This is a genomic window from Aetokthonos hydrillicola CCALA 1050 (genome assembly GCF_017591665.1).
In the GTDB taxonomy this organism is placed as follows: domain Bacteria; phylum Cyanobacteriota; class Cyanobacteriia; order Cyanobacteriales; family Nostocaceae; genus Aetokthonos; species Aetokthonos hydrillicola.
In genome coordinates, this window is sequence record NZ_JAAKGC010000015.1 from 1 (window position 1) to 26,163 (window position 26,163).

General features: G+C 42.3%; 21 protein-coding genes. 14 read left to right on the forward strand and 7 right to left on the reverse strand.

Annotated features, from left to right (window positions below; genetic code table 11):
• The 5 genes from G4P69_RS10000 to lgt all read right to left on the reverse strand — a co-directional run.
• On the reverse strand, nucleotides 1–831 hold an 831-nt coding region (locus G4P69_RS10000), incomplete at its 3' end, for a cation transporter (RefSeq protein ID WP_208349552.1).
• A gap of 555 nt (nucleotides 832–1,386) precedes the next feature.
• Nucleotides 1,387–1,662, reverse strand: a complete 276-nt coding sequence (locus G4P69_RS10005; RefSeq protein ID WP_208343955.1) for a TM2 domain-containing protein — start codon at nucleotides 1,660–1,662, stop codon at nucleotides 1,387–1,389.
• A gap of 179 nt (nucleotides 1,663–1,841) precedes the next feature.
• Nucleotides 1,842–3,425 carry a CPBP family intramembrane glutamic endopeptidase gene (locus G4P69_RS10010; protein WP_208343954.1) on the reverse strand — a complete coding sequence of 528 codons (1,584 nt, stop codon included), beginning with the start codon at nucleotides 3,423–3,425 and terminating at the stop codon, nucleotides 1,842–1,844.
• A gap of 140 nt (nucleotides 3,426–3,565) precedes the next feature.
• Nucleotides 3,566–4,351, reverse strand: coding sequence for a precorrin-4 C(11)-methyltransferase (cobM, locus tag G4P69_RS10015; protein ID WP_208343953.1), 786 nt, complete (start codon nucleotides 4,349–4,351; stop codon nucleotides 3,566–3,568).
• Nucleotides 4,352–4,668: 317 nt separating this feature from the next.
• Entirely contained in the window at nucleotides 4,669–5,592 is a 924-nt protein-coding gene (gene lgt / locus G4P69_RS10020) for a prolipoprotein diacylglyceryl transferase (RefSeq protein ID WP_208343952.1), read from the reverse strand.
• A gap of 389 nt (nucleotides 5,593–5,981) precedes the next feature.
• On the opposite strand from lgt, the gene G4P69_RS10025 reads away from it, so the two are divergent.
• The 13 genes from G4P69_RS10025 to G4P69_RS10085 all read left to right on the forward strand — a co-directional run bounded on the left by G4P69_RS10025 (nucleotide 5,982) and on the right by G4P69_RS10085 (nucleotide 20,873).
• Nucleotides 5,982–7,313: a sensor histidine kinase gene (locus tag G4P69_RS10025; protein ID WP_243902548.1), complete on the forward strand. Its 1,332-nt coding sequence runs from the start codon at nucleotides 5,982–5,984 to the stop codon at nucleotides 7,311–7,313.
• Entirely contained in the window at nucleotides 7,300–7,977 is a 678-nt protein-coding gene (locus G4P69_RS10030) for a response regulator transcription factor (RefSeq protein ID WP_243902547.1), read from the forward strand. Before G4P69_RS10025 ends, G4P69_RS10030 begins: the two co-directional genes overlap by 14 nt.
• A 363-nt stretch (nucleotides 7,978–8,340) precedes the next feature.
• Entirely contained in the window at nucleotides 8,341–9,882 is a 1,542-nt protein-coding gene (locus G4P69_RS10035) for a SulP family inorganic anion transporter (RefSeq protein ID WP_208345314.1), read from the forward strand.
• Between the two features lie 217 nt (nucleotides 9,883–10,099).
• A complete protein-coding gene (locus G4P69_RS10040) occupies nucleotides 10,100–10,711 on the forward strand; it encodes a carbonic anhydrase (RefSeq protein WP_208345315.1) in 612 nt (203 codons plus the stop codon).
• A 182-nt stretch (nucleotides 10,712–10,893) separates the two neighbouring features.
• Nucleotides 10,894–11,409, forward strand: a complete 516-nt coding sequence (gene coaD / locus G4P69_RS10045) for a pantetheine-phosphate adenylyltransferase (protein ID WP_208345316.1) — start codon at nucleotides 10,894–10,896, stop codon at nucleotides 11,407–11,409.
• Nucleotides 11,355–12,023 carry an ATP synthase subunit B family protein gene (locus tag G4P69_RS10050; RefSeq protein WP_208345317.1) on the forward strand — a complete coding sequence of 223 codons (669 nt, stop codon included), beginning with the start codon at nucleotides 11,355–11,357 and terminating at the stop codon, nucleotides 12,021–12,023. Before coaD ends, G4P69_RS10050 begins: the two co-directional genes overlap by 55 nt.
• Nucleotides 12,024–12,706: 683 nt before the next feature.
• The gene (locus tag G4P69_RS10055; protein WP_208349556.1) at nucleotides 12,707–13,330 is read left to right on the forward strand and encodes a pilus assembly FimT family protein; all 624 of its coding nucleotides are present in this window, start codon (nucleotides 12,707–12,709) and stop codon (nucleotides 13,328–13,330) included.
• A gap of 184 nt (nucleotides 13,331–13,514) precedes the next feature.
• On the forward strand, nucleotides 13,515–14,141 hold the full coding sequence (locus tag G4P69_RS10060) for a TIGR04282 family arsenosugar biosynthesis glycosyltransferase (RefSeq protein ID WP_208344864.1): 627 nt from the start codon (nucleotides 13,515–13,517) through the stop codon (nucleotides 14,139–14,141).
• A 192-nt stretch (nucleotides 14,142–14,333) separates the two neighbouring features.
• Nucleotides 14,334–15,173, forward strand: coding sequence for a hormogonium polysaccharide biosynthesis protein HpsJ (hpsJ-B, locus tag G4P69_RS10065; protein ID WP_208344863.1), 840 nt, complete (start codon nucleotides 14,334–14,336; stop codon nucleotides 15,171–15,173).
• A gap of 200 nt (nucleotides 15,174–15,373) precedes the next feature.
• Nucleotides 15,374–16,237 (forward strand): glycosyltransferase family 2 protein, encoded by an 864-nt coding sequence (locus G4P69_RS10070; RefSeq protein ID WP_208344862.1) that lies wholly within the window; start codon nucleotides 15,374–15,376, stop codon nucleotides 16,235–16,237.
• 212 nt (nucleotides 16,238–16,449) lie between these two features.
• The gene (gene nusB, locus G4P69_RS10075; RefSeq protein ID WP_208344861.1) at nucleotides 16,450–17,091 is read left to right on the forward strand and encodes a transcription antitermination factor NusB; all 642 of its coding nucleotides are present in this window, start codon (nucleotides 16,450–16,452) and stop codon (nucleotides 17,089–17,091) included.
• A 116-nt stretch (nucleotides 17,092–17,207) separates the two neighbouring features.
• A complete protein-coding gene (gene ftsY / locus G4P69_RS10080; RefSeq protein ID WP_208344860.1) occupies nucleotides 17,208–18,953 on the forward strand; it encodes a signal recognition particle-docking protein FtsY in 1,746 nt (581 codons plus the stop codon).
• Nucleotides 18,954–19,478: 525 nt separating this feature from the next.
• Nucleotides 19,479–20,873, forward strand: coding sequence for a PP2C family protein-serine/threonine phosphatase (locus G4P69_RS10085; protein WP_208344865.1), 1,395 nt, complete (start codon nucleotides 19,479–19,481; stop codon nucleotides 20,871–20,873).
• A gap of 91 nt (nucleotides 20,874–20,964) precedes the next feature.
• Here the strand turns inward: G4P69_RS10085 and G4P69_RS10090 are convergent, their stop codons facing one another.
• Entirely contained in the window at nucleotides 20,965–23,337 is a 2,373-nt protein-coding gene (locus G4P69_RS10090; protein WP_208349559.1) for a glycoside hydrolase family 31 protein, read from the reverse strand.
• Between the two features lie 17 nt (nucleotides 23,338–23,354).
• Nucleotides 23,355–23,786 carry a hypothetical protein gene (locus G4P69_RS10095; protein ID WP_208349562.1) on the reverse strand — a complete coding sequence of 144 codons (432 nt, stop codon included), beginning with the start codon at nucleotides 23,784–23,786 and terminating at the stop codon, nucleotides 23,355–23,357.
• A gap of 225 nt (nucleotides 23,787–24,011) precedes the next feature.
• On the opposite strand from G4P69_RS10095, the gene G4P69_RS10100 reads away from it, so the two are divergent.
• On the forward strand, nucleotides 24,012–26,153 hold the full coding sequence (locus tag G4P69_RS10100) for a pentapeptide repeat-containing protein (RefSeq protein ID WP_208349575.1): 2,142 nt from the start codon (nucleotides 24,012–24,014) through the stop codon (nucleotides 26,151–26,153).
• The last annotated feature ends 10 nt before the right edge of the window (nucleotides 26,154–26,163 follow it).

The following is a 26,163-nucleotide window of genomic DNA, read 5'->3' on the forward strand; positions in this document are numbered from 1 at the left end:
ACGCAACTGCTGGGCAGGAATTTCAACAAACTGAGAGGCTCTTGGTTCTTCTTTCTTTTCCTGGGCAATTTTAGGAGCAATCAATCGTGCTACCTGTGGCTGAAGGGCTAGTAATTGTCTAAATGCTGCTGCTGCACGATGTCTTGCGTGTTGTTCTAACGTTTTGCCCAAAAGGATAAAGCCTAGCATCATAACCGGCTCGTCAAAGAAGCATTCCCAAGCAAGTTGAGGAAACACTAGGGCAACCAAACTAGCTGTGTAAGCTGTAAATGTTCCCAATCCGATTAAAGTGTTCATATTTGGTGAATTCTGCCGCAAAGCTCGCCAGCCATCCACCAAAATTGGGCGACCTGGAATTAGTAGCGCCACTGTTGCCAATCCAAAGTGAAACCAAATATTGTGCAAATCTGGTATGATGGGACTACTAATAGCGGTAAAATGCCCAATTCCTGACAAAATCAGCAACACAACAGCAATTACCAATTGCCTTTGTATTAACTGCATTTGCTTGCGCTGCCGTTCTACAGGATCTTCCAGCGACTGTTTGTTGTTTATCGCTTCGAGAGCCGATTTTCTCGGTTGAGTTGGGAAGCCAGCTACTGACAATTTTTCTGCCAGGTCGTCTGGATTGACTACACCCGCTTGTGACTCTACAACTGCTACTTCTGTAGCTAAGTTGACACAAACACTATTGACCCCTGAATATTGTGTGAGATGCCGCTCAACAGCCCTCACACAACCAGCACACTTCATACCCCCGACATCCAAGATTATTTTCTCTGTAGGCAGGGTTGGTTCTGGAGAAAGGTTAGTTTTCGGGAGGATTTGCATGGTAATGTTTGGATTTGCTACTAGACTTCAACGCCTTATTAAAAAGGAGTCAGGAGACAGAATTCAGAAGTCAGAATATACCACCCATAAAGGGATATGTTTTAAGAAAAGTTTCAACTCTTGTCCCGGGTAACGAGTAGAGGAGGTTGTGACTACTATTTATTCTGACTCCTGACTCGTGACTTCTGAATTCTGTTTGATAAAAACGTTTCTAATTCGAGGGTAGGCGAAATCCGCAACCTTGACAGCAAAAAATAATAACTTTTCTCTAATTTATAAGGGGCATGGGGCATGGGGCATGGGGCATGGGGCATCTCACAGGTGTAGGTTTTTTACAGATACATCTAGGACGGGTGAGACGCTTGTAGACTTGGGGGAGAAGGTGGACAAGGAAGAAACATATCATCCAAGTGTATATACTAGTTTTTAACAAACTAAGAGTAAAAAAACATCCTTGTCTGCTTTCCTTCCTTGTCCTCCAAGTCTAGCCAACACCTAGATATAAAAAACCTACCCTTGTGAGCCCCTGCTCCTCCTGCTAAGAGTTCCCTCTTCCTAAAACCAACCTTGCTTATTGACAAAGTAAGTGTCCACAAATTCGTCGTGGGGTTTGTTTAAATAAATCATTCCTTCAATTAAACCTACGAGCTGCACTATCAGCAGCGTAAAGCCGTAGGTAAAATAACCACCTACTAAAGAAATCAATAGCATGACTGAACCTTCTACGGGGTATCCCAAAATAAACTTATGGATGCCCAAACTGCCGATTATGATTCCACAATACCCAGCCAGAAGTTGCTTAGTGGCGTGACTTGGGTTGAGATTTGCCATAAACAGTGAAGCTCCTTTATTAGTAATGTATAAAATCTAAATTTTAGATTGCTTTTAAGAAATAAAAAACATTATACCACTAAAACAGAAGCTTCAGTAGAAATACTCGCCAATTGATTGTTTAGAGGAGTAGGCGGATAAGGAGGCAGAGCAAATTCTCCCTATGCGCAAGAAATGCTTCAGAGCTGATTATCGCTACCAAGAATAAACAGGCTCAGTAGGGTGCCGCTATTCCAAAGGCTGTGAAGAAGCATGGGAGCTAGGAGGTTGCGCGATCGCGTGTATACTATTGCCAAAACAACCCCTAAAGCAAACAATGGTAAAATTTCTGACAAACTGAGGTGAGCAATAGCAAACAATAAACTACTGACAAGAATTGCTCCCCACACGGATAAATAACGTGTTAGAGAAGGTAGCAAAAAGCCGCGAAACAAAAATTCTTCAAATAGTGGCGCTGCGATCGCTGCTGTAAAGAAAAATATCGCCAGTGCCACTGAATCTCGCCCTTCTAAGGCTAGTTGTAACAGAGGATTACTACCGCCTTGCCCTTGCCATAGCTGTTGGTTAATTAATGAAACTATAACCACTACAGGTAAAGCTACGCAGTAACCACCTAATCCCCATAAAAACCATCCACCCCTTAAACTCAAGCGAAACCAGAACTCTGGCAGAGGGAAAAAGCGTCTGATGGATAAATATAATACCGATACGGTACCAAGAGCTACCATTAGGTAACTCACCAAAACATAAAATGCTTGAATTCGGACATTACCAGTAGAACGTGGGATAGGCAAAAGCGAGAATATAATAGGTACAAAGAGTTGACCCATTAAGAAAAAACCGACGACGAAGACATACAAAATGGTTTCGCCATCCCAAGGTGTTGACCAGCGCGTATCAGCATTTTGAGCTAATAAGGATGCTTTTCTCTTTAGTAAATACTGACCAACTAAAAAAATTATCAATCCAACACCAATAAAAGCTCCTAGAACTGGAACAGTGCCAATAATTGCTAATTTCAATAAAGCTTGCTGTGCGACTTCTTGTTGTTCTACTTTGAGTTTTTCCAAGGCTTCAGAACGCTGCTCTAATTGATATAGCTTAGACAAAGCAGTAAAGCGAAACCAACCTTTGAAGTTATCTTGAATTAACTGTTGAGAGTTGGGCAAAAGAAGGGGAGGATTGCTCCAAAACCCTGTTAAAGCATCACTTAATTTGCTGAATTGGGGATTGCTTGGTGAGGTTTGTTGTAATTTTTGCCAAGTTTTTTTTGCTGTCTCAGTTTGCCCTTGCTGTGCTTGTAAAATTCCTAAGTCCAGATCTAACTTATTTATCGATTTTTGCAACTGATTAACTAGCTGCTGGAACTGTTGCTGTTGTTGGGTGCGAGAGGTGTTGGTAGCAGGAGGAATTTCTGGTTGAGTTTTAGGGGCTGCTGGAGTAGTGATCGGTTCAGAACGCAGTTTTTCTAACTGGCTTTTAGCTTTATCTAAGTTATTTTGAGCCAAATCACGAGCTTGTTGATACTCTTCGGTAGCATTTTCTAGGGGTTTTGTACCGACTATTGCGTCACGAAATAGCTTGGAATTGTCGTCTTTGCTATCTAGTGGTTCCAAAGTCGTAGCTTGAAGCACAATATTTGTTTGGTAAAGTTCCAAACGATTTTGAAACTGTGGTTCCTGCCAACTTTTGAACAAAGCTAGTCCAGAAATAGCGATCGCAACCGACGTTGCCAGAATTAAAATCAATCGCTTGAATGACATCTATCCTTCCTTTACCTTAAGTTGGGAAGCTTGAAAGCTCTGCCCGTTTGAACTATCTTAAGATTTTATGACAGTTTCGATGCGCTCATTTTAAGAGGGAGCAGGGAGCAGGGGAGCTCTTGGCGGGGGAGCAGGGGGGATCAATCGTTGCGGAATAAATGAGTGTGTTGGGAATTATATAAACGGGAACGGGCTTCACTCGTTGTTTGTGACAGTGCGGGGCTTATTACATAGAGCGTGGTACGAACCAAGTTTTCGTGTTTCGTACAATTTGCCATTTGATTAAGCGGAACGACTCTAATTTTTTCATCAGCCCAACCTAGCCGAAAGCAAATTGCTACGGGCGTGTTGGCTGGATAGTGTTCTAATAGTTTAGCTTGGGCTGTTTCGACATGACGTGCGCTAAGATACAAACAAAGGCTAGCTTTATGGGCTGCAAGTCTAGCTAATTCTTCTGTTTCCGGGACTGCTGTGTTTCCGCTTATACGGGTTAGAATGATACTTTGAACTAAACCTGGAACTGTGAGTTCTACTTTGAGTTTGGCAGCTGCAGCTTGAAAAGCACTGATCCCTGGCACGACTTCAAAAGGGATTTCCGCTTCTGCCAAAAGATGAATTTGTTCGTGGATGGCGCTATAGAGACTGGGATCACCAGAATGAAGACGAACGACGGATTTGTGCGATCGCACTCGTTCTATCATAATGGGCACAATCTCTTCTAAGGTCTTATCGGCAGTTGGAATAATTTCTGCGTCTTGGCGGCATAATTGCAAAATCTGCTGAGGCACCAAAGAATCAGCAAACAAAACAACATCTGCAGCAATGAGCAGTTTTTGTGCCTTAATAGTTAATAATTCTGGATCTCCAGGTCCCGCTCCAACTATATATACGGCTGACTTTAAAGCATTTACTTTGGAATTATTCATTTTGTTAATGCAAGAGTACAAATACTCGTATTTTGCACTATCCAATCCTCAAAAATTTTTTTCGACTTTTTCTCAGTATCTTTCCGGAAAGGACTTCTTTCTCTAGTAGAGATAATTGGTAGATGCACCCTGGTTAAGCCCTAGAGAAAACTCTGGGGCATTTTTTTTATCTATCTGCTGACTGCTGACTGCTGACTGTTAACAGTTAACTGTTAACAAAACTGAGGGAGGGAACCCCGTCATGACGGACGGCTTTGTGTGAACCGTTAACCGTCAACCGTCAACCGTCAACTATCAACAATCATGAACAACAATTCCTAACCATTATCCATTTCACCCTGTCCCTTATTAGAGGTGGAAACGATGTCTGGCAATGAGCGTCTAGTGAAGTAAAGCCATGCCAAACCAGCTAATCCTAAGACTATTCCAGCTAAGCTGACTACTTGGGCAATCCTCAGAGGTCCTAACATCAAGCTGTCCGTCCTTAGACCTTCAATCCACAACCGCCCTAAACTATAAGCTAATAAATAAGTCATAGCTAGTGTACCTACCTTTAGACGCGGCTTGCCAGCTAAACCTCGAAAAAATAACGTTATTAGCAAGGCAAAAACCATAAAATCCCATAAAGATTCGTAAAGAAAGGTGGGATGAAAGTAATCAAAATTAGCGTACTGTGGGGGACGGGGGAATCTCTTTTCCCCGTTACCAAGATCTATAACGGGAGGAATGTACAACTTCCAAGGTAGATTAGACTTAGGGTCTATTGGTCTGCCAAAAGCTTCGGAATTGAAGAAGTTTCCCCAACGTCCTATTGCTTGCCCTAAAATCAGCGAAGGGGCAACCAAATCCGCTAATTGCCAGAAAGAAACCTGCTTAAGTTTGGCAAATATTAACGCTGCCAAAACGCCACCAATAATTGCTCCATGAATTGCAATCCCTCCCTGCCAAATGGCAATGATCTTCTCTGGGTGTGGCGCATATTCTGACCATTGAAACAAAACATAATATAGTCGCGCGGCAGGAATTGCACCAATCACTAGCCAAATTGACAAATCGCTTAGTAAATCGGGATTCACGTTACGGCGCTTTGCCAAATACTGAGCAAGGGTGACGCCAATTAGCACTGCTGTCGCTATTAACAAGCCGTACCAACGGATTGTTAATGGTCCTATTTTCACCAGAATCGGTCCTGGAGAAGTAAATTGAAAAGCTAGGGGCAAAGAGGAAAGATCCAGTGCCATGCAAAATTACCTTGAGAACATATGAGCGCGACCTAATACCTAATAACAGAAAAAAGGTATTCTTTAGACAAAAACGGAACAAACTAATTTAAAAAGTGTAAATTTATACATCTTAACTACAGTAATAAGGGAAAAGTACAATATTCACCCCGAAACTCTGGCCATTTGACTCTGATAAAGAAGCTCTTGAATTCATTTTAATGCCAATATCAGCGCCATCCGACGGGTGCGGTGGAGAAGTATTCGCGACAAGCAGTAGCAATGGTTAAAATAATCTAGTGATTAAGAAAAAGCGACTCCCTGCTTGGGGCAGAATATTTTTTAGCGTTCGCACACGCATTTTAGCTTGGTACATCGTGTTAATGATTCTTTCAACACTGGTATCAAGTATGGCAATTCGTCAAGTCCTACTTGTCCGCATACAAGAAGAGGTTGAAAAGTCTGTTGTTCATGAGGTAGAAGAGCTTCGGCGATTAACCAAAGAAACAAAACGTTCCAAAGGTCTATCTCCGAGAAATGGTATTGCTACTACTTTTAATATATTTCTTGCTCATAACATTCCTCACGACGATACATTTTTCATTACCTTGTTGAATGAGCAATTCTATCAATCCAGTCCTCAAGTCCTTCCAGCACCCCTACGCCCAGATTCGGAATTAGTAAAATACTGGTCTAGGTTAACCAAGCCAGAGACAGGTAAGAAAGTAACTCCCACTGATACTTTTTTCTATGTAGCAGAACCGGTGATAAACGGTAATAATCGGGGTGTATTTGTAGCAGCTTATTCCATCAACGGTGAGTATAAAGAAGCGAATCGGGTGGTTATTGTCATGTTGGAAGTGACAATACTTGTCTTAGCTATAGCCTCTTTACTAGCTTGGTTGGTAGCTGGAAGGATCTTGGCTCCCCTGCACTCACTGACCGAAACAGCCCACTCAATTAACGAATCTGACCTAATTCGACGTACTCCTGAGCAAGGAGTAGACGAAATTGCTGAACTCACTATCACGTTTAATAGGATGTTAGATCGTCTCCAAACTGCCTTTACTAATCAACGAGAGTTCATCAACGATGCTGGTCATGAGTTACGAACACCAATCACCATTATCCGTGGTCATTTAGAACTTCTGGGTGACGATCCCCAAGAACGACGAGAAACAATAGAACTTGTCACCGACGAGCTTGATCGCATGAGTCGCTTTGTTGATGACTTATTATTATTAGCTAAGGCAGAGCAACCCGATTTTTTAACCCTAGAAACTGTAGATATTGGCTTGCTTACTGAGGAACTGTACACCAAAGCTAAAGCTTTAGCTCCTCGGGACTGGCGTCTAGACAACAAAGGTTCAGGACGTATTGTTGCTGACCGTCATCGGTTGACTCAAGCGATAATGAACTTAGCACAGAATGCGACTCAGCATACGGTAGATGGAAATGTTATTGCACTTGGTTCAGATCTTAAGAACAGTAACGCCTATTTCTGGGTACAAGACACAGGCGAAGGTATTACTCTTGTTGATCAGCAGCGAATCTTTGAACGCTTTGCCCGTGGTCATGCTAGCCGCCGTCGTTCTGAAGGCGCTGGGCTAGGATTATCTATTGTGCAAGCGATCGCCCTTGCCCACGGTGGTTGGGTAGAACTCAAAAGCCAACCAGGTGAAGGCTCTACATTCACTATTGTGATTCCATTTGATCCACCTCAGGAGGTTGTTTCTGACTGACCGGATTTTAATAGCTGAAGACGAACCACGCATCGTCGCTTTTCTAGAAAAAGGGCTACGAGCATCGGGTTTCAGTACTGCAGTAGCAAACGATGGTCATGAAGCAATAGTCATGGCACAAAATTATGCTTTTGACCTTTTAATCCTTGACATTGGTCTTCCTGGCAAAGATGGTTGGGCAGTGTTGGAAGAGTTACGAGGTCAAGGTGAAGATCTCCCTATTATTATTCTCACTGCTCGTGACGATGTGAGAGATAAAGTTGCTGGATTGGAAGGTGGGGCTGATGACTATGTGACCAAGCCCTTTCGGTTTGAAGAACTGCTGGCACGGGTACGGGTTCGATTACGTGACAAGCGTTTGCCCAAACAGCAGCAAGAAATGGTTCTGAAATCTGGCAACCTTGTCCTTGATTTGCGCACACGCCAAGTTTGGGTTGGCGATCATTTAGTCAAGTTATCAGCACGAGAATTTACCTTAGCTGAAACCTTTATACGTCATCCTGGGCAAGTAATGAGCCGAGAGATTCTCCTCAGTCAGGTTTGGGGCTACGACTACGATCCCGGCTCCAACGTCGTTGATGTTTGCGTCGGTTATCTTCGCCAAAAGCTAGGTCGCCACTACATTGAGACTGTTAGAGGTATAGGGTATCGGCTGCGAGCTTGAGAGGGGGCAGGGAGCAGGGAGCAGGGAGCAGGGAGCAGGGAGCAGGGAGCAGGGAGCAGGGAGCAGGGAGCAGGGAGTAGGGAGCAGGGAGCAGGGAGCAGGGGAAGCGGGGGAAGCAGGGGAAGCAGGGGAGGCAGGGGAGGCAGGGGAGAAAAAAAGACAAATCTTACCCAGTTTTGACTTTTGACTTTTGACTTTTGACTTTTGACTTCCCCGCAGGGGGTGCCCAATCCCCCTTTTATGAAAAAACTCTCATAAAAACTTAATGAACATATTAGAAAAATTTATGAAAATTAACACGAGTGGTCAAAGTAATTGCTGCACGCTTGACCGCAAGTTTTAATATCATAAACCAAAGGAAAGATGACAACGAAATATCTTAAAGCAAAAAATTCTATTACTAACGACCTGGTGGCGTCGTTAGTGGTGTTTCTTGTTGCTCTACCCCTATGTTTGGGGATTGCGATCGCTTCTGGTGTTCCTCCAGCGCTTGGGTTGGTAACTGGTATGGTTGGAGGAATTATAGTTGGCGTTATTTCTGGCTCTCCGTTGCAGGTTAGCGGTCCTGCAGCGGGACTCGCTGTTATCGTTTGGGAATTGATTCAAGAACACGGCATTGAAATGCTTGGACCTATTATTCTGTTGGCTGGCTTGATCCAGTTACTTGCGGGAGTGTTCAAGTTTGGTCAGCTTTTCCGCGCGTTATCTCCTGCAGTCATATATGGGATGCTCTCAGGTATTGGCGTGATGTTGATCGGTTCGCAATTCCACGTGATGCTGGATGAGAAGCCTCACTCTCACGGAGTTGAGAATTTAATTTCGATTCCCACTTCGATCTACAATCTTGTCTTCATCCACAAGGGTAGCCATCTAATGGCTGGCTTTGTTGGAGTGATGACCATTATTACACTCCTTCTCTGGGATAAGTTCAAGCCAACCAGATTGAAGTTGGTACCAGGTGCTCTTGTTGGTGTCTTGGTTGCAACGGGGATCTCAACCTTGATGAAGTTGCCTATTCAACACGTTAATGTCCCAGAAAGTCTTGCTGCAACAATTCAACTTCCTACTCTAGAGAGCTTAATTAATCTGTTTCATGGACCGAAATTTCTGGATGCAGTTGTTATTGCCTTTATTGCTAGTGCAGAAAGCCTGCTCTCAGCAGCGGCAGTGGATCGATTGCATCATGGACCAAGAACAGATTTTGATCGTGAATTAGCAGCTCAAGGTTTCGGTAACATGATTTGTGGCGCGCTTGGCGCAATGCCAATGACGGGTGTGATTGCTCGTAGCTCTGTGAATGTGGAAGCTATGGCACAAACCAGACTCTCCACAATTCTTCACGGAGTGTGGCTGCTGGCTCTTGTCGCTGCTGCACCTTCTGTATTGAAGCTAGTTCCTACTTCTAGCCTGGCGGCGATTTTGTTGGTGACAGGCTATAAGCTCATAAAAGTAGAGAATATCCGGAAGCTACAGCAATACGGGCGTATTCCTGTTTTTATCTATTTCGCAACCTTGGGCGGTATTCTCGCTACGGATCTGTTGATTGGCGTCATCATTGGTTTTGTGCTGTCGACGATCAAGCTAATTTATAAAGTTTCCCAACTTTACATTCGCATTGATAGCAATCAAATCAACCGCAGGGTTGACGTGTATCTTGAGGGAGTAGCTACATTTATTCGGCTACCAAAACTTGCCAAAGCTTTGGAAGGAATTGCACCAGGCAAAGAAATTTATATCCACTTAGAAATGTTAAGTTATATTGACCACTCGTGTCTGGACTTTTTCTCAACCTGGGAGAAGCAACAACAAAAGATGGGAAGCAATGTGATTGTACAGAAAGATAAATTGGTGGAGCGCTACCGCAGACCATTTACACAGAAAAACTCAGAGGAAACTAGCTCTTAAGCTGTTGCCAATTTAATTTGTATATGGGAAGCGGGCTTTTTGGCCCGCACTAAAATTATTTTACATTTTCGTTTTATTGAATTTAGCTACACCTAAGCTTAAAAAACCCCATTGGCAGACGTTATAGATATGCAGTAATCTTATAAGCACGGGAAATAGGTTGCTTGAAGAAAATGTGTTGTTGCTCTCTTAACAAAAATTTACTCGATATAGACACATGGAGAAATTAACGAAGGGTGTGCAAGACTTCAAAGTCAACCATTTCAGCACATACAGAGAGATATTTGAGCAGCTTTCTGTTGGCGGTCAGCACCCCAGAATCCTCTTCATAACCTGCTCTGATTCTCGGATTACCCCCAGTCTAATTACTCAAACCCAGCCTGGAGAATTGTTTATTATTCGTAATGCTGGCAACATTATTCCACCGTATGGAACCACCAATTGTGGTGAAGGCGCTACCGTAGAATATGCTGTTCAAGCATTGGAAATTAAGCATATTATTGTCTGCGGTCACACTCATTGTGGAGCAATTAAGGGGCTACTACACTTGAATAGCTTGCCGCAAGATATGCCTCTACTTTATGACTGGTTAAAGTACGCACAGCCTACCAACTTACGTCTCCAGCAGCGCTATCAAGAGTATGAAGGCGAAGACCTTTTAAACGCTGCCATTGAAGAGAATGTCCTGACCCAAATAGAAAATTTGCAAACTTATCCAGCAATCCAAGCTAAACTCGACAGTGGCACACTTAACATCCACGCTTGGGTTTACAAAATTAGAAGCGGCGAAGTCCTTGCATATACTGGGGATCACTGGGAAGTATTATAAATATCTTCCTTGGGCATGGGGCACCCCTGCGGGGAAGTCAAAAGTCAAAAGTCAAAAGTCAAAAGTGGGTAAGATTTGTCTTTTTTTCTCCCCTGCCTCCCCTGCTAAGAGATCCCTAATCTATTGCAGTATTTTTTCGTATTTAGATATAATCACTTAAATAAGTTTGAGAAATATATTTTGTGATTGCTATTTATCCAGGTAGCTTTGACCCTATCACCTTGGGACACTTAGATATTATCGAACGTGGCGCAAGGCTGTTTACGATGGTGATTGTTGCTGTCCTGCGCAATCCCAACAAAGCACCACTATTTACCGTGCAACAACGGTTAGAACAAATTCGCCTATCAACGCAACATTTAGCAAATGTAAACGTAGACAGCTTTGAGGGTCTAACTGTTAAATATGCCCAAATGCAAGGAGCACAAGTTCTGCTAAGGGGTTTACGGGCAGTTTCAGACTTTGAAGTGGAGCTTCAAATGGCTCACACTAATAAAACCCTTTCTACTCAAATAGAAACAGTTTTTTTGGCAACATCAAATGAGTATAGCTTTTTAAGTAGTAGTGTGGTTAAAGAAGTCGCTAGGTTTGGTGGCTGTGTTGATCATCTTGTTCCCCCACATGTTGCTCTAGATATTTACCAATGCTTCGCTCAGAACAATCCGGTGTCCAACCAAATCAAAACGGAAGTCATCTAACTCCTGAAGAATTCACCGAGGAATCGGAAAGCTTAGATATTCAACAGGAGCTTAACCGTATAGAAGAAATGATTCTCGCAAGTCCACGTATTCCATTCACACGGCGTACGTTAGTGGATGAAGAAAAACTGCTGGATCAGCTTGATTACGTAAGGCTTTCTTTGCCTACGGCGTTTCAGGAAGCAGCAGAAATTATCACGCAAAAGGAGGAGATTCTCCTAGAAGCAGAGGAATACGGACAACAAATTCTTGACGCGGCGCAAGCCAAAAGAGCGGAAATTTTAGATGAAAGCGACATAATTAGACAGGCAGAACAAGAAGCCGCTGAAATTCGGCAAAAAGCTCAACAAGAGTATGACTCTATGCTACAAGCAACTTTAGAGGAAATTGACCTTAAAAGGCGGCAATGTCAGCAAGAGTTAGACCAGATGCATTCTAAGGCGATCGCACAAGCTGAAGCAATTGAACAGGGAGCTGATCAATATGCTGATAACGTCCTGCAAAATATAGAGCAACACCTTAACGATATGTTGCGCATTATCCGCAATGGACGTCAACAACTGCATTCAGATGTCTCTTTACAACGTAATCCACCCCCTCCCAAGAAAAAATAGAAATTGCCCCAATAAGGTTATTACAAATAAATCGTCATTGATTTGTAGTTGTGTATTAGGTGCTACATGCCTTAGCTCACTGAAACGCAACTACAAATTTTTTAATAAAAAAGCATTCAGGAGTCAGGAGTCAGAATTCAGTATGAATTCTGTACCACTGGCGGATGAATAAGTGGGTTTAAGTCCCCCGCTAAATTAAAAATTTAGCGGTCTGCAATTAGTGGCGGGTCTGAATTCCTCACTAATTGATTCTGACTCCTGACTTCTGGCTTCTGACTCCTTCTTCAAGCTATTTTTACAGAAGACTGAGATTTTTTCATAAATTAAATACGATTACTATAATAAATTTCAATCTAAGTTCACAAATTCAATATAGTGTTTAACACTGTCTTAGTAAACTTTACATTCCTTAATATATATTGAATTGTTCTCACCTACTTACTTAGTACCTACACGAAATTTTCATTAAGAAGCAATATTCAGGAATTTTTTATTACTAAAATACACTTAATAAAATCAGATTTTTTTAGTGGTTTGCCCTATTCTTGTAATTCAAATATAAATCAGATAGAAGATTTATAAAAAGTCGATAAAATCTAAAATAAACTGAATTTAAATTCCGGTTTTTTAAAAAGAGACAAGAAAAGAAAAATATCTAGAAATTGATATTAGTCTTTGAAAAAATGCTAAAAAAATTTAGTCAAAACTCTTCTATAAGTGGCTTTACCTTACTTGAAACTTTAGTCTCAATTGTTTTAGTTGGAATATTATCTTCAATTGCAGTACCGAATTGGTTAGTATTTGTTGATATTTTGCGTCTCAATGCGGCCCAAGATACAGTTTATCTGGCAATCCGCCAAGCTCAAAGTGAAGCGATAAGGAATAGAGTACCTTGGCAATTTAGTATTCGCCAACGAAACAGTATGTTTGAATGGTCTGTTCATAAAGCAGAAGGAGGGCAATTTCTTCCTGTATCCATCGACAAGCAAAAGAGTCTATGGCATAGGCTTGAAGACAATATTCGCCTTGATATAGATAAAAATGCTTTAGGGAAATACGAAACAACGATAGCAAAACAAACTTCATCTGCTTCATGGCGAGTGCTGTTTAACCATGAAGGTTGTCCAGTTTATGAAGTTTATGATGAGTGTACTCACACATCATTAAGAACGTTAGGACAGATAAATCTTGCTAGTAAAAATGCTGTTAAAGCTAGGCGGTGTGTCTATATTTCTACGCTTTTAGGAGCAATGAGAAAGGGTAAAAATCATACAAGATATAACGAAAATGACAAGTATTGCTATTAATTCAGCAATTTAGGTATTGTAGGGTGCCCTGTTAACGAAGTCGGTGACCATTTTTTGAATTCAAAATTCAAAATTGAAGAAATAATTTTGAATTTTGAATTGTTTTGACGCACCTTGATTAAAATTGTTGTTTTTCATGTGCTACTATTCTATAGACAAAAATTTACTTGAGATTAAAATCTAGGTGCTGAAGTCAAAAACGGCAAAACAGCATTTGATTATTTTCACCCGCTATCCAGAGCCAGGTAAGACAAAAACGCGGTTGATACCTGTTTTGGGTGCTGAAGGAGCGGCTAATCTTCAGCGTCAAATGACAGAACATACATTATTTCAGGTTAGACAATTGCAGAGGATTTGTCCCGTATCTTATGAAGTCCGGTTTACGGGGGGAAATTTGGAACTGATTCAAGATTGGTTGGGGTGTGAGCTATCTTACCAATCTCAAGGAGAGGGGGATTTGGGTAAACGAATGGAGCGATCGCTCTTGTGCGCTTTTGAATCAGGAGTAGAGCAAGCAATTATTATTGGTACCGATTGTCCTGGTGTTAATGCCGCAATTTTAGCATCAGCCTTTAACAAACTCCAGCAGTGCGATTTAGTGCTTGGTCCAGCAATAGACGGGGGCTATTACTTAATAGGGTTACAGCGCACCATTTCAGAGTTATTTACCAATATCGACTGGGGAACTAACCGAGTCTTCCAACAGACAGTAGATATTGCCAACAAACTCAATTTGTCTGTAATTGACTTACCTGCTTTGGCTGATGTTGATCGTCCAGAAGATCTCGAAATTTTGACTCAACGACCATGAGGGATAGAAAATATGCTGCTCATCTTTGAATTTTTGGTGTAAATTGAAACAAATAGCGACTAAAATTATACCACTATCCTGTATTTGCAGATAGCAAATTCTTTAAAACTCTTGTTTGAAATGGGGTTTATGTGTAATTTGTGTAATTTCAAATGGGATAATCACTAGTTATTGACAAAGAGACGAAAAACTATGAATTCTCGCTTAGCTGCTGCAACCAATGCTGCTCGTGTACTCACGGTGGCTGGAGTCATCTTAATTCTGTCTTTTTTCGTGGACTTCCTCATTTTGCTGTTTCCCTTTCAACCAACTAATAAGGTATGGCAAATTGACTTGGCTACCGCACTAGTAGATCGGGGAATTGTTCCACTAGTTGGTTTAGGTATGCTATTTGCCGGGTATTGGTTTGATACTCTTGAAGATGGCAATCGCCCAGCTATAGACTTAAGATTCCCAGCACTAATAGTGTCAAGTATTTTAGGTTTAATGTTCTTGCTGATATTTCCTCTACACCTTAACAATATTCATCAAGCTAGCAATCAAAGAGTGGAGCGAATTGATAAAGAAGCAGAACAAGCAGAAAATCAACTTAAAACTCAGCTATTACAAGTCCAACAACTGAGCAACACTGAGCAGTTCAAAGCCGCCATAGAAAAACAGCGCCAACAATTGAAAGCTCAGTATACTGAAATTCTCAAAGATGAGCAAAAGTATAAACAAGCACTAGAAAGTCCTACTATTCCTCAAGCTGTGAAGGATGTACTAAAGAAGGCTAAAACAAATCCTCAAGAGCTTGACAAAGCCATCGAACAGCAAACCGATCCTCAGACTCGTGCCAATCAACAAATTAGCCAAATTCGTCAAAGCAAGGAAGAAGCTGAAAAACAAGCAAGAGAATTAGCAAGTAAATCTGGATTGCGGATTGGTATTAGTAGTTTGCTGTTGTCAGTTGGTTATATTATCATTGGCTGGAGAGGATTAAGAGCTATGGGTGCTCTACAAGGTGGTGGACGCAAAGCGCCCGCACGCTAATCCATAATCTTTACTATTTGATTTTTGAAATATAAGTACAGGAGGTAGTAACGCACCAAAACCTTAGAATGGTGCGTTACGCTGCTCTAACACAATTTTGACCTACCCAAAGAGGCGCTTGCCCTTTTATTGGCAAAAAAGATAGAGCCAATAGAAAATGATGTATAATTTAGCACGATAAAAAACATTTAGAGTCACAAATGTTTTCAATTTATATATTGACTTATAATGAGGAGATAGATATTGCAGCTTGTATTGAATCAGCAATACTATCTGATGACATTATTGTTGTGGATTCATACAGTAGCGATCGCACTATAGAAATTTCCCAAAACTATCCTGTTCGCGTCGTGCAACACAAGTTTGAAAGTCACGGTCGTCAGCGTACTTGGATGCTAGAGTCTATCCCACCCAAGCACGAATGGGTTTATATTCTGGAAGCAGATGAACGCATGACACCAGAACTATTTGCCGAATGTGAAAAGGCTATTCTGAGCCCAGACTATATTGGCTACTACGTAGCTGAGCGGGTCATGTTCATGAATCGTTGGATACGTCGCAGTACCCAGTACCCCCGTTATCAATTGCGCCTTTTTCGTCACGGCAAAGTATGGTTTACAGACTATGGTCATACTGAACGGGAAGTTTGCGACGGTGCAACAAGCTTTTTGAACGAAACTTATCCCCATTACACATGTAGCAAAGGGTTGAGTCGCTGGATTGAAAAGCACAACCGTTACTCTTCAGATGAAGCCAAAGAAACCTTAACTCAATTAACAACCGGAAACGTTAGGTGGTGGAATTTATTCTTTGGGAAATCCGAAGTTGAAAGACGCCGCGCTTTAAAAGATTTGTCTTTGCGCTTACCAGCAAGACCTATACTACGCTTTATATATATGTATTTTCTTTTGGGTGGTTGCCTAGATGGACAAGCCGGGTTTGCTTGGTGTACATTACAGGCATTCTACGAATATCTTATTTTGCTTAAAGTTTGGGAAATGAAGCATATACCTGAGCCAAACTCAGAACTACAAGCAGCGCTAAGTGAATTAAGAAGGCGATAAAGTAGACGGGGTGAGGCTTTAGCAGGTTTTGAATAAGCACGTTAACATTAATAGTACGATAAAGAAATTGTAACAATCATTTACAACTCTTAAGAAGAATTTAACACTTTGCTTAGGCTGAGCAATCACGACTAAGCAGTTTGGCATCTTAAGCAAGGTATTAGTTGTTATTTGTATCTCCAAAACCTAACCTTTACCCCACCCCCCTATTTATGCAAGAGCGTAAACCTCGTCAAATTGCCCGTGAATTGGCGCTTTTAAGCCTGAGCCAATTGCCTGTAAATCCTAAGAAACTGGATACATTAACCCAAGAGCAATTGTTACCTAAGTTAGTTTTAGCAGCGGTACGTACTTTGAGAGCAGAAGTGCAAGACACTTTAGATAATGCAGCCGCTGAGCTACAACGTAGTAATGAACGCCTTTTAAGTAGTGAAACTCGGGCTAGCGATCTTAATACCGCTAGAACTATGGTCAAAGAAGCAATAACATACACTCAAACTGCAATTAACCAGTTGGGTGCTGCAGTAGAGTTTCCTGAACTGATTCAACTAGCTAATCAAGATAAACAAGTCCGCGAGTATGCTAAATACATTATTATTGCGGTGAGTGAAAACCGCAACGAGATAGATCAGCAGATTGGTGAAGCTTTAGTAGATTGGCAAGTAACTCGCCTAGCTCAGATTGATCGCGACATTCTCCGGATTGCTGTCGCAGAAATGAAGTTTCTTGAGGTTCCACAAAGTGTAGCAATTAACGAAGCTGTAGTACTAGCCAAACGCTACAGTGATGAAGATAGTCATCGCTTTATCAATGGTGTTTTACGCCGAGTTATTGAGCAGAAAAAGACTGCTTAATATATTGATACATTGAGACTGTCCTGAATTCAGAACAGTTTCAATTTCAGTGGTTTTGGGCTTCGTGCCCTGTATTATAATTTAAAGCTCCTAACTCCTAACTCACATTTGCTCCAATGGCTTTCAATTGGTTTCGGCGTCAATATAACGATTCCTCAAGCACCCCGCCTCAACAGCAACCCGAAGAAACTCCTGCTGCAAAGGAAGAATCTAATCAGCCAGCTGCAACCTCAACATCAACAGAGGTCGCTTCACAAGACTTATTAGCTTTTGCTAAAGCTGCTTACAAAAATATCCAGCAAAAGCAACAATCTGACCAACAGGAAACTATACCCTCAACTGAAACAACACAGCCTGTAGAACAAACGGCTGAAGCTCAAGAGCCAGAAACTGAAACAACACAGCCTGTAGAACAAACGGCTGAAGCCCAAGAGCCAGAAACTGAGACACCACAGCCTGTAGAACAAACAGCTGAAGTTGAACAACCAACGACTGAGACACCACAGCCTGTAGAACTAACTGTGGAAGCTGAGGAACCAGAAAGTTTAGAGGAAGAAAACCCTACCGAAGTGGTAGCAATTACCGAACAAACAGAAGGTGAAAGCGTTGCTGAATCGGACAATGAGGTCGAATCACCCAATGAAACCGTGCTTTCTACAACTGAGGAAGTAAACGAGGAGGCAATACCAAAAGCAACCTTATCGTTTCTAGAACGAGCAGCCGCAGAACGGCAAGCTAGGCAAGAAAGATTAGTCGCAAGCGCGATTGAACTACCACAACCAGAGGTATCTCCATCAATAGTAGCTAGCGCAAGCACTACTACATCAGAAGAAATAGTAGAAATTCCTGAACTAGCTTTTGATGAAGGGTTTTTGTGGTCAACAGAAATCTTAGCAGCGCAAGGTAGGCGTCCAGAAGACGTTTCAGTTGAAGAAATCACCTGGCTGAAAAAACTGCGTCAAGGCTTAGACAAAACACGCCGAAATATTCTTAATCAATTAAAGGCGATTGTTGGTCAAGGACCACTAAACCAAGCAGCAGTTGAAGAAATTGAGGCACTGCTTCTACAAGCGGATGTGGGTGTAGAGGCTACAGACTACATCATTAAAACCCTACAACAAAAGCTGCGAGAAGACGTTCTTCCACCAGAAGCGGCGATCGCCTACCTCAAACAAATCCTGCAAGATATGCTGGATGCGCCTGTGCAAAAATCCCAAAAGCCGATTTTTGCACCAGAAAAAGAAACCCTAAATATTTGGTTAATAACCGGGGTAAATGGTGCTGGTAAAACCACCACCATTGGTAAAATTGCTCACCTTGCTCAAAAATCAGGCTACAAAAGTTTGATTGGAGCCGCAGACACTTTCCGTGCTGCTGCTGTTGAACAGGTAAAAGTTTGGGGTCAAAGAAGCGGTGTGGAAGTTATTGCTAATCCAGGAAAGAATACAGATCCAGCCGCTGTTGTATTTGATGCAATATCTGCTGCTTTATCTCGTGAAACAGAATTACTTCTGGTAGATACGGCGGGACGATTGCAAAACAAGAAAAACTTGATGGACGAGCTTAGTAAAATTCGTCGCATTATCGACAAAAAAGCTCCTCATGCAAAAGTAGAATCCCTTTTGGTTCTAGATTCCACTTTAGGCCAAAACGGATTGCGGCAAGCTGAAGTTTTTTCTGAGGCAGCCGGGCTCAGTGGCGTAATCTTAACAAAGCTAGATAGTACAGCAAAAGGCGGCATTGCTCTTGCAGTTGTCAAGCAACTTGGTTTACCCATTCGCTTTATTGGTGCTGGGGAAGGAATAGAAGACTTGCGTCCTTTTTCAAGTTATGAGTTTGTTGAAGCGCTTTTGAGTGGCTAGCATCACTAGACTGATTTAACAATTAATCATACAAAAGCGCATATAATTATTCTCTAATAGGATTTAATTACAAAATCGCATGTAACATCTAGATTCAGGATTTTAGTTTATGCTGTTTGTAGATTTAGTGTAAATTTAGTACGTAAATATGTCAGTACACTTACCTATAAGCACAAAATATCGGGAGAGGAAGTTTCATTTACTTTCTATGCAGACCCTATGTTAAAAAAACTAAGTACCTTTGTTGATTTTGTTTTAAACTCAGAAAAAAAGACAATCAAACCTGGTTGCAAAACAACAAGTCTCAAGATTGTTGGCTCAAGGAAAAGCGGCTACATACCCTCATTATCCATTAATCACAGGAACTCTATTGGTAAGGCGCTGCTTGTGTATTGCGAAACCCCTCTTTGTCGTATTGCTAAACTAAAAAATCCGGCACCATGCTGAATTAGCAATGTCAACACAGAAAAAGTTATAGTTCGTCTAAAATCTGCTGATATAAATTATAATCACACACCTGTAGCTCTGCCTGTGCCTCAACCGCCCTCTCAACCCACTGATAATAATGGTAGCACCGTAACAGATGTCACTCCGATTGTGGCTTTAAAAGAACTCGTCGCGCGACTGCACCGAGAACAAAATAAAATTCAAGATCTCCTCAGTTCTCTAGGATTTGCCCTCAGAAGCTTCAATAACTTGAATCAGTTCTTGGAGCTAATTCCTTTAATGGCAACAAGAGTAACAGATGCAGACGGTAGCGCTCTGTTTCTGTACAAACCTAATGGGCAAATCAGGTTAGAACAACTACATTGGCAAGATAGTAACCAACGAAAAAATATTCGTAAAGCTTTAGAAACAGCCAGCAGCCAAATTACATATGTGCCCAACACTCCTCCGATAGCAACCGCCACAGGCATTTTGCATGACCATATGCATCGCTATTTAGGACCAGAGATGCAAATTTTTGGTACAGCTATTCTCGTAAAGCATACCGAACGTGGCTGGCTTTATGTTTTAAGCCGTGATCCAGAATATAGTTGGACAGAAACTAGACAAAAATTGGTTCGCTTAGTAGCAGATCAAACAGCAGTAGCAATCGAAAATGATGAACTGGCTGTAGAACTCAGGAAAAAAGAACGATTAGATCAAGAACTAGAAATAGGCGCAGAAATTCAACGACGACTGCTTCCACGTCTTTGTCCAAATATTGTAGGTGTAAACCTTGCTGCACGTTGTAAACCAGCGAATCGTGTTGGTGGAGATTACTACGATTTTATTCCTACCAGTCACAATCCAACCCAGATAAATGCCAAGGGTAATCCCGACAACCATCGCTGGGGTTTGGTTATTGGGGATGTGATGGGTAAAGGAGTTCCAGCGGGGCTTATTATGACTATGATGCGGGGAATGCTACGAGGAGAGGTGCTTCATGGTCATAGTCCAGCAAAAATTTTACAGAATTTAAACCAAGTCATGTATGCGGATTTAGAAAATTCCTACCGCTTTGTCACTTTGTTTTATTCAGAGTATGACTCTCAAAACAGGATTTTATCTTATAGCAATGCAGCACACAATCCTCCTATGTGGTGGCACGCGGCAACAAAAACTTTGACACGATTAGACACCATAGGGATGCTGATTGGTTTGGATATTAACAGTCAGTATGAAGATGCACAGGCAAAATTAGAACCTGGGGATACAATTCTTTACTATACAGATGGTTTGACTGATGCCGCCGCAGCAAGTGGCGATCGCTTTGATGAAGAAAACCTGATTTTGACATTTAGCGCGGCTTGCAGGTATTGCAGTGGACCACAAGAAATTTTAGATTACCTATTTGACCAAGTGCAACAATTTATCGGACCAGATAAGCAGAATACTGATGACATGACTTTGGTTGTTTTGCAAGTTAATCATTAGTTTTAGAACACCGGTTCATTAAGAGGGGTAAAATTAGCCAAGGTACAAGACTTCGACCTCCTTTACCCGCCATTATCAGTTTGGTCGAGACTTAATCAATGGTGCGATAACTTAAGCTGCGTGAAGTCCCATCGTCTGGGAAGCTTTGCTCACCAACACCAACCACTTCAACAACGATCTCTCTCGTTGGTGGTGTCCAGTTTCCTTTTCGTGCTGCAATCTCCACAACTGTTTGTTCTTCATTAGAAAATACACGGTAGTCGTTAGTCGCAAACACTTTGCGTTGATATTCAAAAGTGTGCCCGTCGTCTTCGTAAAGAGTATATTCACCAGTACCAGGAAAAACCCGTAGCTTGAGTTCGTCGAGCGGACGTTCATCAACATATTGCATAACTGGCTGCATGGGGATAATTCCACCAGCACGGACATAAAGCGGCATTCTTTCCAATGGTGCGTGGGCAAGAATATGGATGGGACCAGTGTAACGTTCGTTCGTCCACCAGTCATACCAAGTGCCTGCTGGTAAATACACCACGCGATGTTCAACTCCAGGGCGATAGATTGGTGCCGCCATTAGGGAGGAACCTAGCAAAACTTGGTCGTAGAGTGTGTAGGTTTTGGGATCGTTGGGAAAATGGTAAAGTAACGGTCGTAAAATAGGCGCTCCGGTTGTTGCTGCTTCCCAGAAAAGAGTGTAAATGTAAGGTAGTAACTGGTAGCGCAGATTAATGTATTCCCGACAGATTTTCTCAACGCGATCGCCAAAAACCCATGGTTCGTGACGGGCTGTGGACATTGCTGAGTGACCCCGCATCAGAGGGTACAACATTCCCACTTGCATCCAACGAGCAAATAATTCCGCCGTAGCGTTACCGGCAAATCCGCCAATATCACAACCCACAAACGCCACACCAGAGAGTCCCATATTGCAAAGCATTGGCAGAGACGTTTCGAGATGATCCCACAACGACTGATTGTCACCCATCCACACCGATGACCACCGTTGTACCCCAGCAAAACCAGAACGAGTCAGCACAAACGATCTCTCATTCCCAAGCAGCCGCCGCAAACCTTCTGCACAAGATTGTGCCATTGTCAAGCCATACAAGTTGTGAACTTCTGCATGAGTCGCAGAGGAAGATACAGGGACATTTTCTGTCTCCCCTTTTTCTCCCTGTATAACATCAAGAGGAAACCAAATTTTTTCACCAGCATCTCCGAAAGGGCGATCGTCAATAGCTGGTTCATTCATATCATTCCAAATACCGGCAACACCGATATCAGTAAGGCTCTTGTGTAAATCACCCCACCATTGACGGACTGAAGATCGCAAAAAATCAGGAAAAACTGCTTTCTCGGGCCACACATAGCCGTGGAATAACTGTCCATCAGCCTTACGGACAAAATAGTCGTTTTCTAGCCCTTGATCAAAAACGTGATAATCAGCTTCTGGCTCGTACTTAACACCCGGATCAATGATGGTCACCGTTTTGAAGCCATTGTCTGCCAAATCACCAATCAGTTTTGCTGGGTTTGGGAAGCGTTTAGGACTCCAAGTAAAGACACGGTAGCCACGCATGTAATCAATGTCGAGGTGAATGACATCGCAGGGAATTTGACGAGAGCGAAATTCTTGTGCTAGTTCATACACGATTGATTCAGATTCATAACTCCACCGACATTGGTGGTAGCCTAACGCCCATTTTGGCGGCAGCGACATTCTCCCTGTTAAGTGTGTGTAGGTATGGAGAATTTCAGCAGGTTCGGGACCGTAAATGATATAGTAGTCCAATTCAGAACCCCGAGTTTCCATCTTCAAAACTCCCGGTTGTTCTGCACCAATATCGAACCGGCTCCAAAAAGTCGTGTTGAAGAAAATACCGTAAGCCAAATCAGGACGCAGTGCTATAAAAAACGGGATTGCTTGGTACATCTCATCGGTTAGGGATCCGTAATCTAAAGCATCCATCGTCCAGTTCGTTTTAACTTCACTGAGCTTGTCGAGAAACCCTGTGCGTTCACCAAAGCCGTAGAAATGTTCGTCAACTTCTATTTGTTTCCAGGCAGCAACTGCGCCTAATCGCCAACCCATACCCACATCTGCATCTTGGGCAAAGGAACGACCCGCTTTGTCGAAGCAAGTTATTCGGCATGTTTGCCGCTCAACGCACACTCGTAAAGACTCTGTTTCGATTTCTATGGTTGTGTCAGTCTCCCGAAAATCAAAAGGTACTTTCGCCCATTCTCCATCATCCAATGTCACCGCCCAAGAACGACGTGGCTGAAAATCTCCCCTTGGTGCCATACGCACACGGATTAAATTTTGTGCTAGCACACTGATGCTCAGACGGGAAATACCACATTCAAAGTCAATCGTCTGCTCACCACGATCCACAACTTGTACTGAATCGATTGTCGTCCAAGGCTGGTCAGTTGTTGGTAGTTTTCCAAAGTATTGCGGCATATAAACAGGTTTGAAACCTATTTCTTTTGTTGCGAGATTGATATAGTATAAGTATACTGTCCTTCAGATAAATTACCTACAGACACAGAGTATTTCCCTGCCTGCCAGAAACCAGAAAACTCTGGCTTGTCTTGAGAGTATTGGTCTGGTAAAACACAGAAGCGTCCACCTGGTCCGTCAATAAGTATTGTTGGCTTTCCACCACTTTCAACTGTTAATCGCAAGTATGGTATTGAATCTGTAACCTCAATAACTTGACTGGCACCAGGACTAATATTACCGCATTTAGTTGGGCGTGTTCCTCCAGACTTGCCGTTAATAACTATAGGATCAGGCTGAAAATTTCGATTAATACGCACTTCATGCGTTTGAGCCAAACTCTCGTTGGTGAGTAGCAAACTCATAAGCAATACCACGGGAACAACTACAAATAACGTACCCGCCTTCATATTTTTATGCTCCCGACTGTTTTTAAAGCGATATAGATGAAGATCTTCTAAGTTTAGAGACTAAGGCAAGGCATCTTTGTTCCTTGGTCAGCGTGGCACTGTTACGATTACTAATGTACCTTGGATAAACATTTGTTATGTCTAGCGGCTCTCAAAGAAATTAATTCCGTCTTCTAACCAAAACCAGAGAGTGATGTAGAAATAAAAGTTATAGGGAATTATCTAATGGCAGCTCCAATTGTGAGGACAAGTACTAACCAATCTAAGCGATCGCAAGAACCAGGAAAAGCTAAATCGCTACCTTTAGCTCCCAGACGCCTTGCTGCTTGGGCAAGCGAAATAGCACTGGTAATCACCAGTGGATTGATACCCTTCGGCATTGGGGTATATCTTAATTCTAGAACTGATCTGAGCCGAGTACCTCTTAATTCTGTTCTAATAATAACAGAAAGAGCGATCGCTCATCCCTTAGCCTTACCCGTAAACTACAGCACGCGTAAAGTAGCATGGGCAACTAATTTTGTTTGGACGCTGTCTATTTTAGCACCTTTGACACTCTCATGCTGGCAACTATATTTACTAGCAAAAATTGGTAGCACCATTCCCAAACGTTGGTTTGGGGTTCGAGTGGTGAACTTTCATGGTAAACCCGCAGGTTGGGCAGCAATTTTGCTACGAGAAGGAATTGGTCGGTGGACAATCCCAATTTCCATCGGCTATTTTATATGGCGCTACAGCCTAGCATTTCCGAATTTGGGTATTTTTACAGGGTTGGTAACGGTAATACTTTTGTTAGAAGGAATCGGCGTTCCTTGGCATAAAGGACGCCGCGCACTCCACGATCTTGTGGGGGGTACGTATGCAGTAGACGCGAATAAACCTGTCATACCCGCCCTGGTCAATAAAAACAAGCAGCAGTTATCAGAAACAGATGAGGAAGAGGCGATCGCATCAATCGTAATGACACCAGAGTCAAGCCAGCAGCTTTACATCTGGAGATGGATGCAGCGCAACCAAAATTTGACGCTGCTTCTTGTGGGCGTCTTAAGTATAGCTGGTGTATTAGCCGCCTTAATTAGTACTAAAATATACATCGAAGCTCGGCAAAATCAGCAGTTTATTGAACAACACAATCGCCAACAGTTTCTCGTACTCGTAAAACAGTTAAATTCAAACTCTGGTGCTTCACCTCAAGAGCGCCGAGGTACAATCCTGGCCTTAGCTACCCTTAATGATCCGCAAGCGATACAATTTCTTGTTGATTTACTAGCTCAGGAAACTGATCCGACTCTAGTGGATACAATTGGGCAAGCTTTGGTTAGTGTTGGACCCAAGGCCATCCCTTATCTAAAAAGTATGAATCAATTCCTTGTTAGTGATTTGGGATCTACAGATAAACAACAACCAGAAGATTTCCGGCAAAAGCGGTTGTATCTCAATAACCAAGCAATTAACAAAATTTTAACTGTCTATAGTGGCCAAGCTAATGGAATTGATCTTAGCCGTGCCCAATTAGGTCAAAATGTTTCTTCTAAAGGCTATTCCTGGAACTTAATACTAGACAGAGTTGATTTATCAGGAGTTAATTTTAAATTTACAAATCTTAATCAAGCAAGCTTTAAGGGTAGTCGTTTCCGAGGAGCGGGAGAGGATAATCGGTTAGATACAGATGATGATTGGATTGCTGATTTGAGCCAAGCGCAAATGAAACAGGCCAATTTCACTGATGCTGACCTTAGCCGTGTATTAATGAACGGTGCTGATCTTAGTCGTGCCACATTAAAGGGCGCTAACCTATCCAATGCACGTTTGATAGATGCTAACCTCAGCAGCGCTCAGCTAACAAAGGCAAATCTTAATGGTGCAGTCTTGGAAAATGCCAGTTTGACAGGAGCAGATTTAGGTCAAGCGAACTTGAATGAAGCTGAACTGTATGCTGCTCGTCTAGGTCGTGTCATGGCCGTAGGAGTACAATTATCATTTGCAAACTTAACAAGAACCGATTGGCAAGGAGCAGATCTATCAGGAGCTTATTTAAATCATGCTAATCTCAGTAATGCGAACCTGAGCGCTACCCGCCTTACGGGCGCTGTTTTACACTCAGCAAATATGGAGAATGTCAACTTACGTAATGCCGATTTGAGTCAAGCCGATCTACGAGGAGCAAATCTAGCAGGAGCTGATTTTCAGGGAGTCGTGCTCTCTCCTACTAAACAAGATCCAACTGATCAATTTGTACAAAAACCTGCAGCAGGTGCACAGTCAGCTATAGTGCGAGGGGTAGATTTTAGCCAAGTTAAAAACCTAGATCCTAAACAAGTAGCTTATATTTGTACTCAAGAAGGTATTCATCCAAGTTGCCCATAGAAAACAACAA